Raw genomic sequence first — 14,334 nt, 5'->3', positions numbered from 1 at the left:
CGGGGGAATAGCGGAAAGGATACACGATTGTGCGCAGGGTTACTTCTGAAACGCCTTTTTTAAGCTGATTCGGGAAATCAGCTCAGTCAGTGACAGCACCATGGTAGAACGCACAACCTGCTGATAACGCTGCTTTTGCATCGCCAGTAGGTCGGCATCACTGGTATCAAACTGAGGGGCAGGCGGCAGGGCAGCGACGCAGTGAAGCTCACCAAACGGGCCGAGAATTTCATCATCGGTAAACACGTAATCATTGCCGTCGTGATTCAACTCTTCGCGCAATGCCATCAGCAGTTCAGCATCTTCGTATTCGGCGCGGCTTATCACCCCGAGGCCGTAGATGAGCTTAAGACGCACAGACAAATCGCCCAGCGGCCCGTCGCCGTCCAGCAACGGTTCCACGGCATATTTCACCGCATAGTCGTCTTTGCGGAACACCTGAAGCACCAGGATATTTACCGCTTCTGTCAGAAGGTCGACGGCGGTGATCAGGAAGCTTCTTACGGTTTTGCCAGCATTCAGACGCTCAAGCACACGGTTTTCAAAGGCCTGCGTTTCTTCCATTATTGCCTGCATATCTGACAACTTTATCAATGGGCGCGGAAGCCTCCGCGCCAGTTCCACTCTCATTTGGTTGCGTTATAAGCGTTAACCGCCTCCGCCACCACGTCGCTGTTTATATCAAGCCCGGAGACCTGAGCCAGCGCGGCCTGTGGACCTTTATCATCGATGAGCTGAGCCAGTTCCTGCGCCTGCGGATCCTGCGAACTACGGTAGTGCATCGCCGCCGCAATCCCTTTCACCAGGTTAGCATGCGGCAGACCGTATTCCAGCGTCCCCAGCAAGGGTTTGATCAGGCGATCGCCCGCGCTCAGTTTACGCAACGGCTGACGACCAACGCGTTCAACGTCGTCTTTCAGGTAAGGGTTTTCAAAACGGCCGAGGATTTTCTGAATGTAAGCAGCATGTTTAGCAGGATCGAAACCATAACGTTTGATCAGAACCGCACCGCTTTCTTCCATCGCCCCTTTTACCACTGCGCGGATTTTCTCGTCGAGAATCGCATCACGGATCGTCTGATGACCCGTCTGCTGTCCGAGGTACGCGGTTATAGCATGACCGGTGTTAAGCGTGAAGAGCTTACGTTCGACAAATGCCATCAGGTTATCAGTTAATTCCATTCCGGGGATGTCCGGCAGCGCGCCTTTGAACTGCGTCTGGTCGACAATCCACTCGCTGAACGTTTCTACCGTCACTTCCAGCGGGTCGTTGGTCGCGGAGGCGGAAGGCGGAACGATGCGGTCGACAGCGGAATCCACAAAGCCGACATGCGCGTCGACCCAGGATTTATCAGCGTCAGCCAGCGCGTTCATCACATGGCCTTTCAACTGCGTGGTGCCGCGCACCATATTTTCACAGGCGATGATATTCAGCGGCGTATTCACGCCCTGCGCTTTGCGTTTAGCGAGACCTTTAGCGATGGCCGGAGCGATACGCTCAAGCACAACAGGACCGACTGCGGTGGTCACCAGATCAACACTGGCGATCAAGTCGACAACGTCGTCGCCGATGCTGCTGACAGCATTAACGCCGGACACGGTATCCACCTGCTCGTTTTCACCTACTACGTGGACCTGATAGCTATGACGGGCATTCAGGGCGTCGAGAACCACCTGGTTCACATCGGCGAACGTCAGCGTCACGCCGGCATCCGCCAGCAGTTTGCCGATAAAGCCGCGTCCGATATTACCTGCGCCAAAGTGTAATGCTTTCATAGTGTTAACCTTCATCAATGTTTTTACCCGAGAGGGCTGGGGTGAGGAACCACATGACAGTTTTCCCCTCACCCTAGCCCTCTCCCCGATGGGGAGAGGGAGGGAACGGAACTTACTTGTTCAGCAGCGCCAGCACTTCTTCAACGCTGGTGGTGTGAGCCAGACGCTCAATGATGGATTCATCATCCAGCGCGTTGGTCAGGCTGGTAATCACCTGAATATGCTCGTTGTTACGTGCCGCGATGCCGATAACCAGGCGGGCGATGTCGCTTTCCTCTTCACCGAAACGAACACCTTCCGGGTACTGACAGAATACCACGCCGGTTTTCAGAACGCGGTCTTTCGCTTCAACGGTGCCGTGCGGTACCGCGATAGACTCACCCAGATAGGTCGGGGTCAGTTTTTCACGATCCAGCATCGCTTCCACGTATTCCGGTTCAACGTAGCCGCCTTTCACCAGTTGTTCACCGGCAAAACGGATGGCTTCTTCTTTGTTTGACGCTTTACGGCCGAGGAAAATGTTTTCCGCGCCCAGTTTAAACAGGTTGCTGTCGGCAGCCTCAAAACTGTCCTTGAGGCTGCTGCGGACCTTTACGTCGTTGTCCGAGTGGCGTTGCGCAGCAACCAGACGCTCAGTCAGGCTGGTGTACAGGCCGCTGTCCAGGAAGTTGGTCAGCGAAATATGCTGCGCCTGAGGCACCTGACGCATCGCACGCTCGGTCAGATCGCGGTGAGTGATGACCAGGTCGACATCCGGTGGCAGGCTGTTAATCGCGCTGTTGGTGACAGAGATGTTGGTCAGACCCGCATCCTGCACTTTCTTACGCAGCACGCCTGCACCCATTGCGCTGGAACCCATACCGGCGTCACAGGCAACGATGATTTTGCGCACGTGGCTCAGGTCGTTAGTCACATCACCTGCGGACAGCGGGGTTGCGCCTTTAGACTCTGATTTCATTTCGTGGATACGACGGGTTGCTTCCTGCAGGTCTTCGTCGTCTTTCACTTTGCTGGTTTTCAGCAGAATAGAAGAGATCACGAAGGAGACCGCCATCGCCGCGACAATCGCCGTAATGTTCGCGAAATAGGCGCCTTTCGGGGTCATGGCCAGTACAGCCAGGATGGAGCCCGGAGAAGCCGGAGACACCAGACCACCGTTCAGGACACTCAGGGTGAACACGCCAGTCATACCGCCGAGGATAACAGCGATGATCAGACGCGGGTTCATCAGCACATACGGGAAGTAGATTTCGTGGATACCACCCAGGAAGTGGATGATAGCCGCGCCGCCAGCGGACTGCTTGGCGCTACCACGACCGAAGAACATGTACGCCATCAGGACGCCCATACCCGGACCCGGGTTCGCTTCAATCAGGAAGAAGATGGATTTACCGAGGTCGTGAGACTGCTGGATGCCCAACGGAGAGAAGATACCGTGGTTGATGGCGTTGTTGAGGAACAGGATTTTCGCCGGTTCAACAAAGATAGACGCCAGCGGCAGCATTTCGTGCGCAACCATGAAGTTAACGCCCGCCGCCAGGATCTTAGACAGCACTTCAACAGCCGGACCAATGCCGAGGAACGCCAGAATCGCGAGGATCATACCGATGATGCCAGCAGAGAAGTTATTCACCAGCATTTCGAAACCGGATTTGATCTTACCGTCGACCCAGCTATCAAAGTGTTTAATCGCCCAGCCGCCCAGCGGACCGGCAATCATCGCACCGAGGAACATCGGCATATCAGCACCGACGATAACGCCCATGGTAGTGATGGCACCGACCACGCCGCCACGATCGCCACCCACCAGACGACCGCCGGTGTAGCCAATCAGCAGTGGCAGAAGATAGGTGATCATCGGACCAACCAGCTTCGCCAGTGTTTCGTTTGGCAACCACCCTGTTGGAATAAATAATGCGGTGATAATACCCCACGCGATAAACGCGCCGATATTTGGCATCACCATATTGCTGAGGAATCGACCAAAGCTTTGCACTTTGATCTTGATATCGGATGACATAAAAACACCCCTTCTTATGTTTGCTGTCGCGCAGGCTTTACGCCCGAGGTTTGTTGTTAATGTGGCGGCAAGAGGCACCGGACCCTGTTAATAGTGCGAAATCTGGCACTGAATCGTTCAACTGTCCAGCCAACGCTCCATAGTGTGATATATGTCACGCTAACATAGGGTTATAAGGATGATTTAGCGTGATATTGATCACACATTCGTTGTGTAAAAAAAATACAACGGTAAAGAACTCGGCTGAAAACGGCATTAAGTGTGATTGATATCACATTTAACATATCGATTTTTGTTATCGATATGTGATTAACATCACAAAATATTTTGATCAGGATTTATCCACCTGTGATCACCCGCAAATTCTCTTTTGTGCTTCGGTTAAAGATGTAACTCAGCAACACTTTTTCAAAGTGCGACAGTCATCACCTGGAGGTATGGCGAGATTTGCACATTGCTATTATTTTCCAGATAACACCCTTTTTTAGCCATCCGGGTGCTGACGGGCAAAGCTTAATTTCGAGGCAACTATGTTTCTTAATTATTTCGCGTTGGGTGTGCTTATTTTCGTTTTTCTGGTGATCTTTTACGGGATAATCATTCTTCACGATATTCCCTACCTGATCGCAAAATCCCGCAATCATCCTCATGCCGATGCTATTCACGTCGCTGGCTGGGTGAGCCTTTTTACCCTGCATGTTATCTGGCCGTTTTTATGGATCTGGGCCACGCTGTATCGCCCTGAACGCGGCTGGGGCATGCAAAATCAGCATGATGCCTTTGTTCAGCTACAACACCGTGTTGCCGAACTTGAACAGAAACTGGCAGACAAACCATTTTCGCCTGAGGAGTAAATGCGATGGATTTACTCATTATCCTGACCTATGTCGCGCTGGCCTGGGCGATATTTAAAATATTCAAAATCCCGGTAAATAAATGGACTGTACCCACTGCGGCGCTGGGCGGTGTGTTTATCGTTAGCGGGCTTATCTTATTAATGAACTACAATCACCCGTACACATTTCAGGCACAAAAAGCGGTCATCTCCATTCCCATTACGCCGCAGGTCACCGGTGTGGTGAGCGAAGTGACCAATAAACAAAATACCTTAATTAAAAAAGGCGAGGTGTTATTCAGAATCGATGCCACACGTTATCAGGCACGGGTGAATCGCCTGGAAGCTGATCTGATTACCGCCGTGCATAACGTGGATGCCATGAAAGGGCAGCTCAATGAGGCCATTGCCAACACCCAACGCGTGAGTGCCGAACGCGACCGGTTGTACAAAGATTATCAGCGCTATTTAAAAGGGAGTCAGGCGCGGGTTAATCCCTTTTCGGAAAGCAATATCGATAACGCTCGACAAAACTACCTGGCTCAGGATGCGATGGTCAAATCCTCAGTAGCAGAGCAGGCACAGGTAAAAAGCCAACTGGACAGCGTGCTCAACGGCGAGCAGTCACAGATTGCCAGCCTGCGCGCGCAACTGGCCGAAGCGCGCTATAACCTTGAACAAACCGTGGTTCGCGCGCCGAGCAATGGTTATGCCACGCAGGTATTAATTCGCCCCGGCACATACGCGGCGGCGTTACCGCTGCGGCCTGTCATGGTGTTTATCCCGGAACAAAAACGACAAATTGTGGCGCAGTTTCGCCAGAACTCGTTGTTGCGCCTGGAGCCGGGCGATGATGCCGAAGTGGTATTTAACGCGCTGCCAGGACAGGTGTTTAGCGGCAAGCTGACCAGCATTCTGCCAGTGGTGCCCGGTGGCTCGTATCAGGCGCAGGGAACCTTGCAGTCGCTAAATGTCGTGCCTGGCAGCGATGGCGTGATCGCCCTGATTGAACTGGCGCCGGCCGCCGATGTTGATGCGCTGCCGGATGGTATTTTTGCGCAGGTTGCGGTCTACTCCGATCATTTCAGTCACGTTTCTGTGATGCGCAAGGTATTACTGCGTATGACCAGCTGGATGCATTATCTGTATCTCGATCATTAACCTGATTTTTTAATTTGTCTGGGCCATACTTGTTCTTTTGTTGGCGACAAGGACCAGGCGATGAAACTGATCGGCAGCTATACCAGCCCATTCGTGCGCAAAATATCGGTGATCCTTTTAGAGAAAGGGATTGCCTTCGAATTTATCAATGAAATGCCCTATAACGACATCAATGGCGTGGCAAAGTATAACCCGCTGGGCAAAGTTCCGGCGCTGGTGACGGATAACGGCGAATGCTGGTACGACTCACCGATCATCGCGCAGTACATTGAGCTACTGGATATCGCCCCGGCGATGGTACCGCGTGAGCCGAAAGCGGCACTGCAGATGCGCCAGCTGGAGGCGCTGGCTGATGGCGTGATGGATGCCGGGCTGGTGGCGGTGCGCGAACTGGCCCGCCCGGTCGCGCAACAATCGGAAAATGAGCTGGTTCGTCAGCGCGAGAAAATCAACCGCAGCCTTGATATGCTGGAAAGTTACGCGGCTAACGGTACGTTGAAGGCAGACGAGGTGAATCTGGCTACGATCGCGACAGCCTGTGCCATCGGTTATCTGAATTTCCGGCATGTGGCGCCAGGCTGGTGCGCGCAGCGCCCCCATCTGGTGAAGCTGGTGGAAACGCTGTTCCAGCGCGCAAGTTTTGCGCGCACCGAACCGCCAAAGGCTTGACGCCGGTTATGTCCGTCTGAGCCAACACGCAGTACAATTCCCTGCATGTCGACACCCCTCTCCCGTCGGGAGGGGGCAACTCATAGCCAGGCCATTTCATGACAACCGAAAACCGTTCTCTCTATAGCCAGCTTCCTGCCACTGATCGTCTGTTGCGCGATCCGACGTTTTCACCGCTCCTTGCCCGTTTCGGCCACAGCCGGGTAGTGGATATTTTGCGCCAGCTTCTTGATGAGGCCCGCGAGGCGATCAGTGAAAATCATATGCTGCCCGACTGGTGTGATGACTGGCGACAGGCAGCCTCTGAACGACTGGCGCAGGATGAGCAAACCGCGCTGCGCCCGGTGTTTAACCTGAGTGGCACCGTGCTGCACAGCAATCTTGGTCGCGCCCTGCAGTCCGATGCCGCCATTGACGCGGTCGCACAGGTGATGCGTTCCCCGGTGACGCTGGAGTACGATCTGGACGGTGCCGGGCGCGGGCATCGTGATCGGGCGCTGGCGGCGCTGCTGTGCCGTATTACCGGGGCGGAAGATGCCTGCATTGTGAATAACAATGCTGCTGCCGTACTGCTGATGCTGGCGGCGACGGCGCAGGGAAAAGAGGTGGTGGTTTCCCGTGGTGAGCTGGTGGAGATTGGCGGCGCGTTTCGGATCCCAGATGTCATGCGTCAGGCGGGCTGTATTCTGCATGAAATCGGCACCACCAACCGCACTCACCCGAAGGATTACCGCAACGCGGTGAATGAAAACACCGGGCTGTTGATGAAGGTACACACCAGCAACTACAGCATCGAAGGTTTTACTAAATCGGTTGATGAGGCCGCGCTGGCTGAACTCGGTCGTGAGCTTGATATCCCGGTAGTGGCGGATTTGGGCAGCGGCACGCTGGTGGATCTCAGCCAGTACGGGCTACCGAAAGAGCCGACGCCGCAGGAAATGATCGCCGCGGGCGTCAGCCTGGTCAGTTTTTCCGGTGACAAGCTGCTCGGCGGACCGCAGGCGGGGATTATCGTCGGTAAGCGTGAGCTTATCGCGCGTATTCAGCAGCATCCGCTCAAGCGTGCGCTGCGCGTTGATAAAATGACGCTCGCGGCGCTGGAAGCCACGTTACGCCTGTATCTGCACCCGGAAAAGCTACGAGAAACTCTCCCTACGCTACGTTTGCTGACCCGTTCGGCGGAAGATATCTATGCCCAGGCGGAACGCCTGTTACCGCCGCTTGTCGACAGATACCCGGAATTTGACGTCCGGCTTACCCCCTGCGAGTCGCAGATTGGCAGCGGTTCGTTGCCAGTAAACCGCTTACCCGGCGCCGCGTTGACTTTTACGCCGCGTGACGGGCGCGGTAGTCGTCTGGACGCGCTGGCGGCACAGTGGCGCGCGCTGCCTGTACCGATCATCGGTCGCATCGGCGAGGGCAGTTTGTGGCTGGATCTGCGTTGTCTTGAGGATGAATCGCGTTTTCTGGAGATGGTACTGAAATGATTATTGCCACTGCCGGGCATGTCGACCACGGCAAAACGACGCTGCTTCAGGCGATTACCGGCGTGAACGCTGATCGCCTGCCGGAAGAAAAATCACGCGGCATGACTATTGATCTCGGCTATGCCTACTGGCCGCAGCCCGACGGGCGCGTGCTGGGGTTTATCGATGTTCCCGGTCATGAAAAGTTTCTCTCAAATATGCTGGCAGGTGTCGGCGGTATCGATCACGCGCTGCTGGTGGTGGCCTGCGACGATGGCGTGATGGCGCAAACCCGCGAGCATCTGGCGATTTTACAACTAACGGGGCAGCCGACGCTGACCGTCGCCCTGACCAAAACTGATCGGGTGGACGCGGCCAGAATCGCTGAGGTTCGCCACGACATCTCGGCTGTATTGCGCGAGTTCGGTTTTGATAACGTCACGATTTTTGAAACGGCGGCAACAGCGGGACGCGGCATTGACATGTTGCGCGACCATCTGATTCGTTTGCCGGAGCGTGCGCATCCTGAGCATCAGCGTTTTCGCCTGGCGACGGACAGGGCGTTTACCGTTAAAGGTGCGGGTCTGGTGGTCACCGGCACAGCGTTTTCCGGTGATGTAAAGGTCGGGGATACGCTATGGCTGACCGGGGTGAACAAACCAGTGCGCGTACGTGGGTTGCATGCTCAGAATCAGCCTGTTGATCAGGCGCACGGTGGTCAGCGCATCGCGCTGAACATTGTCGGCGATGTGCAAAAAGAGAATCTGACGCGCGGCGACTGGCTGCTTTCAGAAACTCCGCCGGACCCGACCGAACGGGTGATTGTCGAGCTGAACAGCCATCAGCCGCTAACCCAGTGGCAACCGCTGCATATTCACCATGCGGCGAGCCATATTACCGGGCGTGTCTCGTTGCTGGAGAACAACCTGGCGGAGCTGGTGCTGGATAAACCGCTGTGGCTGGCAGACAACGATCGGCTGGTGCTGCGCGATATTTCCGCCCGCACGACGCTGGCGGGCGCGCGCGTCGTGACGCTCAATTCGCCAAAGCGTGGCAAGCGTAAACCGGACTATCTGCAATGGCTTAATGCGCTTGCCGCCGCGAAGGATGATGCACAGGCACTGGATGTGCATCTGCAGCGCGAAGCCGTACGGCTGGTGGAGTTTGGCTGGGCGCGACAGCGCAACCGCGAAGGGCTTGAGGCGCTGGTTCAGCAACCGGGATTTATTCAGGCCAACGGTAGTCTGCTGAACGCGCCGCTGGCTGCCGGCTGGCAGCGTAAACTGCTGGAGGCGCTGGCGCGCTATCACGAGCAGCATCATGATGAACCGGGGCCCGGACGTGAACGCCTGCGCCGCATCGCGCTGCCGATGGAAGACGAAGCGCTGGTGCTGACGCTGATTGAGCAGATGCGCAACAGCGGGAGTATTGGCAGTCATCACGGCTGGCTGCATTTACCGGATCACAAAGCGGGATTCACCGATGAGCAGCAAGCTATCTGGCAGAAAACGCAGCCGCTTTTCGGCGACGAGCCCTGGTGGGTGCGCGACCTGGCGCACGAGACCGGCACTGACGAGCAACAGATGCGCGCCGTACTGCGTCAGGCGGCACAACAGGGGATGATTACTGCGATCGTCAAAGATCGTTATTACCGTAACGATCGCATCGTCACGTTTGCGCGTATGATCCGCGAACTGGATCAGGAGCGCGGCTCAACCTGTGCCGCAGATTTTCGCGACACCCTCAACGTCGGGCGAAAACTGGCGATTCAGATCCTCGAATATTTTGACCGCATTGGCTTCACCCGCCGCCGTGGCAACGACCATCTGCTGCGCGATGCACTGTTATTTCCTGATACCCGCCCTGAGTAAACGGCAGTAGTCAACGTCAGCCCCTGTGCGCAGGGGCTGATCAGTATTACACCTCATTCACCCCCGCGTCTGACGCACGCCGGGCTGTTGATCGTACTGCCATAGCGGTTAATCCTGGAGAGAGCCTCCTGCTCTGGCCGCAGCGCCAGCATGTGGGTGTTGGCACTTTCCCCGCTAATCTTAAATTTTACTGGCTGCATTTTGAATTATTACCGAATGCCCACAACGGAATGGATACACGGGCACCCTGGGAAATACCTCAGCATCTGGCAGTGAATGATCCGCAATATGTAATTTCTTTGTTCCGGCAGTTTCTTCGTGAACAGGAGAGTATTCATCGCAGCGTTGCGCTGGAATTGATTTTATTACTTATACTGCAACAACTCTCTTGTTCATCTTCAGAAAATAAAAACAGAGACAGTCGAGGAATGGCGCTGGCATACAAAGCACAACAAATTATTCGTACGCAATTTCATTTACCGCTAACGACATCTGGGATAGCCGCAGAATTACATTGTAATGCGGATTATCTGGGGCGTGTATATCGCCGGATCTTTCATCTGACATTAACCGAAGCGATTCATCGTCAGCGAGTCATGACGGCAGAAAAAATGCTTATCAGCGATTCATTTTCACTGACCGAAGTGGCCCGGCGTTGTGGTTTTAATGCAGTAGGTTACTTCCGCCAGATATTTCGTAAACATACCGGAATGACGCCAGCGGCCTGGAAACGGCGTTATTGCAAAGAGCATATCAATTCCACCTAAAAAACAGAAATAAATCAATCTGATACCAGGATAAACAACTATAATTTGCGGTTAATATGGAGTATTGTCTTGATGAGTTGGCCTGATTAATACTCATGATATAACTGATTGCTTTTATGGTTTTTTGTGGTTTTTATGGCTTAATATTTGCCTTATGTTGGATTTATTTTCCTTAATTCTGACAATGAAGCAACAGCCGTAGTCGTATCGCACGGAGGTTGTATCTGTTTTTCTACAATTTATAATACTACTTAAAAATTGTATGGATTGAGAAGGTCAGGCTTTTCAACATATTCTCAGTCAGTTCAATTTAAAAGAGTACTTTTACAATGGACTATCAGCTGCACGGATTCATGATCGGTAAGGCGATTCTCGTCGATATCGGCAACAAAAGGGCTTGTCGTATTCCCGTCAGCAACTCGGATAAAACGGTCGTTTTTGCTGCCGTTTTTTTCAATAAAACGATGCTACGACTTTTTTTGTATTTGCTGATACACGCCCGGCACGGTAACGTTTCCCGCGAGGAGCTCTTTGAGCACGTATGGGAAGAGAATAACCTGAGCCCATCAACACAACGATTATGGCAGGTAATTAACAATTTGAATAAGAAATTATCCACATTGGGTCTGCCTGAAGACTTTATTCTAAGCGCTAAAGGATGTGGTTATTTCATAAATTACGATGACATCACCCCACTTTATTATGAAGTGAGAGAATAACTACTCCCCCCTATTTGTGTGTTAATGGTTGAGATCCGAGGGTGTGATGTCACCTCTGGATTTGTTTCCCCTGAACATGTTTGTGCTCAGGGGATTTTTTCTGCGCGTCACTAATGCTAACGCCAGGTCAAACGACCAGATTACGTTGGGCAACCGACAAATCCCGATGATTTGCCCGATGGGATCAAAGCGCGGGACGTCGCATCTCTGGCACTCTGAGTTTTTCGGACACGGATGAGCCCTAAGATGAATCCATTTATCGTCGCCGACGCCATGAAATGTATCGGTTGCCGCACCTGTGAAGTGGCCTGCGTTGTCGCGCATCAGGAGAGCTGGCCTGTTGATGCAGACAGTTTTATTCCGCGTATTCAGGTCGTGAAGGGCGATACCATCACATCCGCCGTTGCCTGTCATCATTGTGAAGATGCTCCCTGCGCCAATGTCTGCCCGACTCAGGCGATTCGTCGCGAGCGCGGACGCATCGCGGTGGATCAACAGTATTGTATTGGCTGCAAAAGCTGCATGCTGGCCTGTCCGTTTGGCGCGATGCAGGTGGTGGTGCAGCAAGGGCGGGCGCAGGCCATAAAATGCGATCTTTGTCTGCATCGCGATAACGGCCCGGCTTGTGTGGAAGCCTGCCCGACGCAGGCTTTGCTGTGTGTTGATGTGGAAAAACGACGCCAGCAGAAGTTTTACATTGCCTGACGCTGATCAGGCATGATCCCGCCACGCGTTTTCAATCTCTTCCGCGAGAATTTTCACGCCAGCCTCAATTTTTTCTGGATCCGGCACGTAGTTCATGCGCATGCATTGATGCGTGTGCGGCCAGGGTTTATCCAGACCGGGGAAGAAATAGTGCCCGGGTACCATCAGTACGCCGCGTTTTTTCAGGCGTTGATAGAGCAGCTCGGTGGTGATGGGCAGATCCTTGAACCACAGCCACAGGAAAATAGCGCCTTCCGGTTTATGGATAAGGCAGCGATTTTCCGGCAAATAGCGACGAATAATGGCGATAGTTTCCTGAACGCGCTGGAAGTAGAACGGTTTTACCACCGTTTCTGACAGGCGCAGCAGGTCGTTGCGCTTGATCATCTCGCTCATGATGGCCGGCCCGATGCCGCCAGGCGCCAGGCTGACAATACCGTTCATGTTGCTGATGGCAGAAATAATTTTTTCGTTGGCGATAATAATGCCACAGCGGCTACCCGGCAGGCCCAGCTTCGACAGGCTCATGCACAGGACGATATTGGGGTTCCACAGCGGGCGCGCTTCGCTGAAAATGATTCCGGGGAAGGGGACGCCATAGGCGTTGTCGATCACCAGTGGAATGCCATGCTGATTTGCCAGCATATCGAGCTTCATCAGCTCTTCGTCAGTAATGACGTTCCCGGTCGGGTTAGTTGGCCGGGAAACGCAAATCATCCCCGTCTCTTCGGTAATACTCAGATGCTCAAAATCAACGTGATACTTGAACTGGCCGTCGGGTAACAGTTCGATGTTGGGGCGCGTAGAGACAAACAGATCCTCTTCCAGACCAGAATCGGCGTAGCCGATGTACTCCGGCGTTAGCGGAAACAATACTTTGCGCGTGGTGCCATCGGCACGGCGACCGGCGAACAGATTGAACAAGTAGAAAAACGCGCTCTGACTGCCGTTGGTCAGTGCAATATTCTGCGGATCAATATCCCAACCTAATTCCTGCCGTAACATTTTCGCGAGGACATCCAGCAGCTCTGTTTTCCCCTGCGGACCGTCATAATTACACAGCGCATCAGTGACTTTGCCCGTTTTGAGCATGTCAGCCAGCAGGTTGTGGAAGTAATCCGTCATTTCCGGGATCTGCGCCGGGTTACCGCCACCGAGCATGATGGCGCCAGGGGTACGCAGGCCGTCGTTGAGGTCCTCCATCAGGCGGGTAATGCCGGAATGGCGGGTAAATTTGTCGCCGAAAAGTGAAAATGTCATAACGGGTGATCTGTTGGTCTTTCGCTAAAGTGGCTCACCATAACGCTTGCCGGGGCGTGGTGCAAATCGTGAGCGCAGGGCGCAGACGGAGAATCATTCTGCTTTAAATTTGGGGTATGGTGGTTTGTGCTGGTGCTGCGCGCGGTGAATGCCGCGCGCTATTTCCCTTATTCCGCTTTTCCGGCCCACACCACCATAACGCTGTCTTCGCCCTTCTCACGAACAAAACCGTAACCTTGCGAAAGCGCCAGTGTGGTTTGTTTACCGGCACCGATGGCGGGATGGCGCGCGCGAAACTGCCCGAGTATTTGCCAGTGCTTAACAAGAGCGGCGGATTTACCGCTGACGTCCTGCCAGTTCATATCCGAACGGGTACCCTGCAACGGGTCGGAACCTGTCGGCCCGAATGGACGGCCTGACTCGTCGCCATAAAAAATTTGCACTGCGCCCGGCGCCAGCAACAGCATTTCCGCAGCCCGACTGCCGCCTTCACGGAACAGCCGCGTATCGTGGGAGGAGAGATAGCTCAGTACATTGAAATCCTGCAGCTTTTCCGCCATCTGCTGCCAGTTTTCATCCATGTTCGCCAGACAACTGGCGGCGCTGGCAGCCTGATCCTGATAATCAAAATTGATCATCGCATCGAAGCCGTGACGATAATACTCGCTCTGCATGACACCATGGCCCCAGGCTTCGCCGGTCATCCAGAACGGGGCGTCATCCAGCGCTTTTTGCGGATTTTCCTGTTTCCACGCGGCAAGCGCTTTTGTCGCCTCGGTTTTGAGCTGCTGCCAGCTGGCCATCTCAACGTGTTTTGCGGTATCCACCCGGAAGCCATCAATACCGTAATCCCGCACCCATTGGCTGAGCCAGTGGGTGAGATAATCGCGCGGCGTAAAACCGGCAATGGCTCTGGCGCCAGTATCTGCTTTGTGCTGATAAAAGACCGGTAAACCGGCAGGTGTTGTCGATTCGGTTTTGAGATCGGGTAAAAAGGCCAGCGACATGGTCAGATCGTCAAAACCGGGGTTGTCGTAATCGCCGATGTCAGTGCGGATCCACGCTTTACCCCACCACTTCTCCCAG

General features: G+C 54.0%; 12 protein-coding genes and 1 pseudogene. 8 read left to right on the top strand and 5 right to left on the bottom strand.

The window, feature by feature from the left end; genetic code table 11:
• Nucleotides 1-39: 39 nt before the first annotated feature.
• From mtlR to GTGU_RS19225, 3 genes are all read right to left on the bottom strand, one after another.
• On the bottom strand, nucleotides 40-630 hold the full coding sequence (gene mtlR, locus GTGU_RS19235) for a mannitol operon repressor MtlR (RefSeq protein WP_038161003.1): 591 nt from the start codon (nucleotides 628-630) through the stop codon (nucleotides 40-42).
• A complete protein-coding gene (gene mtlD / locus GTGU_RS19230) occupies nucleotides 627-1,775 on the bottom strand; it encodes a mannitol-1-phosphate 5-dehydrogenase (protein ID WP_156964212.1) in 1,149 nt (382 codons plus the stop codon). Before mtlD ends, mtlR begins: the two co-directional genes overlap by 4 nt.
• A gap of 112 nt (nucleotides 1,776-1,887) precedes the next feature.
• Nucleotides 1,888-3,795, bottom strand: a complete 1,908-nt coding sequence (locus GTGU_RS19225; protein ID WP_038160998.1) for a PTS mannitol transporter subunit IICBA — start codon at nucleotides 3,793-3,795, stop codon at nucleotides 1,888-1,890.
• Between the two features lie 530 nt (nucleotides 3,796-4,325).
• Between GTGU_RS19225 and GTGU_RS19220 the strand changes: the two genes are divergently transcribed.
• The 8 genes and pseudogenes from GTGU_RS19220 (at nucleotide 4,326) to GTGU_RS19185 (ending at nucleotide 11,988) form a co-directional block, all read left to right on the top strand.
• Nucleotides 4,326-4,649, top strand: a complete 324-nt coding sequence (locus GTGU_RS19220; protein WP_038160995.1) for a DUF3302 domain-containing protein — start codon at nucleotides 4,326-4,328, stop codon at nucleotides 4,647-4,649.
• Between the two features lie 5 nt (nucleotides 4,650-4,654).
• On the top strand, nucleotides 4,655-5,791 hold the full coding sequence (locus GTGU_RS19215) for an HlyD family secretion protein (RefSeq protein ID WP_038160992.1): 1,137 nt from the start codon (nucleotides 4,655-4,657) through the stop codon (nucleotides 5,789-5,791).
• Nucleotides 5,792-5,851: 60 nt separating this feature from the next.
• Complete coding sequence (locus tag GTGU_RS19210; RefSeq protein ID WP_038160989.1) at nucleotides 5,852-6,460, top strand: glutathione S-transferase; 609 nt, start codon at nucleotides 5,852-5,854, stop codon at nucleotides 6,458-6,460.
• Between the two features lie 98 nt (nucleotides 6,461-6,558).
• Complete coding sequence (selA, locus tag GTGU_RS19205) at nucleotides 6,559-7,947, top strand: L-seryl-tRNA(Sec) selenium transferase (protein ID WP_038160985.1); 1,389 nt, start codon at nucleotides 6,559-6,561, stop codon at nucleotides 7,945-7,947.
• Entirely contained in the window at nucleotides 7,944-9,797 is a 1,854-nt protein-coding gene (gene selB, locus GTGU_RS19200) for a selenocysteine-specific translation elongation factor (RefSeq protein WP_038160982.1), read from the top strand. Before selA ends, selB begins: the two co-directional genes overlap by 4 nt.
• Nucleotides 9,798-9,904: 107 nt before the next feature.
• Nucleotides 9,905-10,564, top strand: a pseudogene (locus GTGU_RS19195) (helix-turn-helix domain-containing protein); the annotation flags it as partial.
• Between the two features lie 329 nt (nucleotides 10,565-10,893).
• Nucleotides 10,894-11,283, top strand: a complete 390-nt coding sequence (locus tag GTGU_RS19190; protein WP_038160980.1) for a winged helix-turn-helix domain-containing protein — start codon at nucleotides 10,894-10,896, stop codon at nucleotides 11,281-11,283.
• Nucleotides 11,284-11,529: 246 nt separating this feature from the next.
• On the top strand, nucleotides 11,530-11,988 hold the full coding sequence (locus GTGU_RS19185; RefSeq protein ID WP_038160977.1) for a 4Fe-4S dicluster domain-containing protein: 459 nt from the start codon (nucleotides 11,530-11,532) through the stop codon (nucleotides 11,986-11,988).
• A 6-nt stretch (nucleotides 11,989-11,994) separates the two neighbouring features.
• Here GTGU_RS19185 and avtA read toward each other — a convergent pair whose 3' ends face one another.
• Together avtA and GTGU_RS19175 are read right to left on the bottom strand one after the other, a co-directional pair.
• Entirely contained in the window at nucleotides 11,995-13,248 is a 1,254-nt protein-coding gene (gene avtA, locus GTGU_RS19180) for a valine--pyruvate transaminase (RefSeq protein WP_038160974.1), read from the bottom strand.
• A gap of 167 nt (nucleotides 13,249-13,415) precedes the next feature.
• Nucleotides 13,416-14,334, bottom strand: a 919-nt coding sequence (locus GTGU_RS19175; protein WP_038160971.1) for an alpha-amylase family glycosyl hydrolase, incomplete at its 5' end; no start/stop codon positions are given.

Source organism: Trabulsiella guamensis ATCC 49490, assembly GCF_000734965.1.
Lineage (GTDB): Bacteria > Pseudomonadota > Gammaproteobacteria > Enterobacterales > Enterobacteriaceae > Trabulsiella > Trabulsiella guamensis.
Note: the sequence above shows the minus strand (reverse complement) of the source record. Positions and strands in the feature narration are given on the sequence as shown.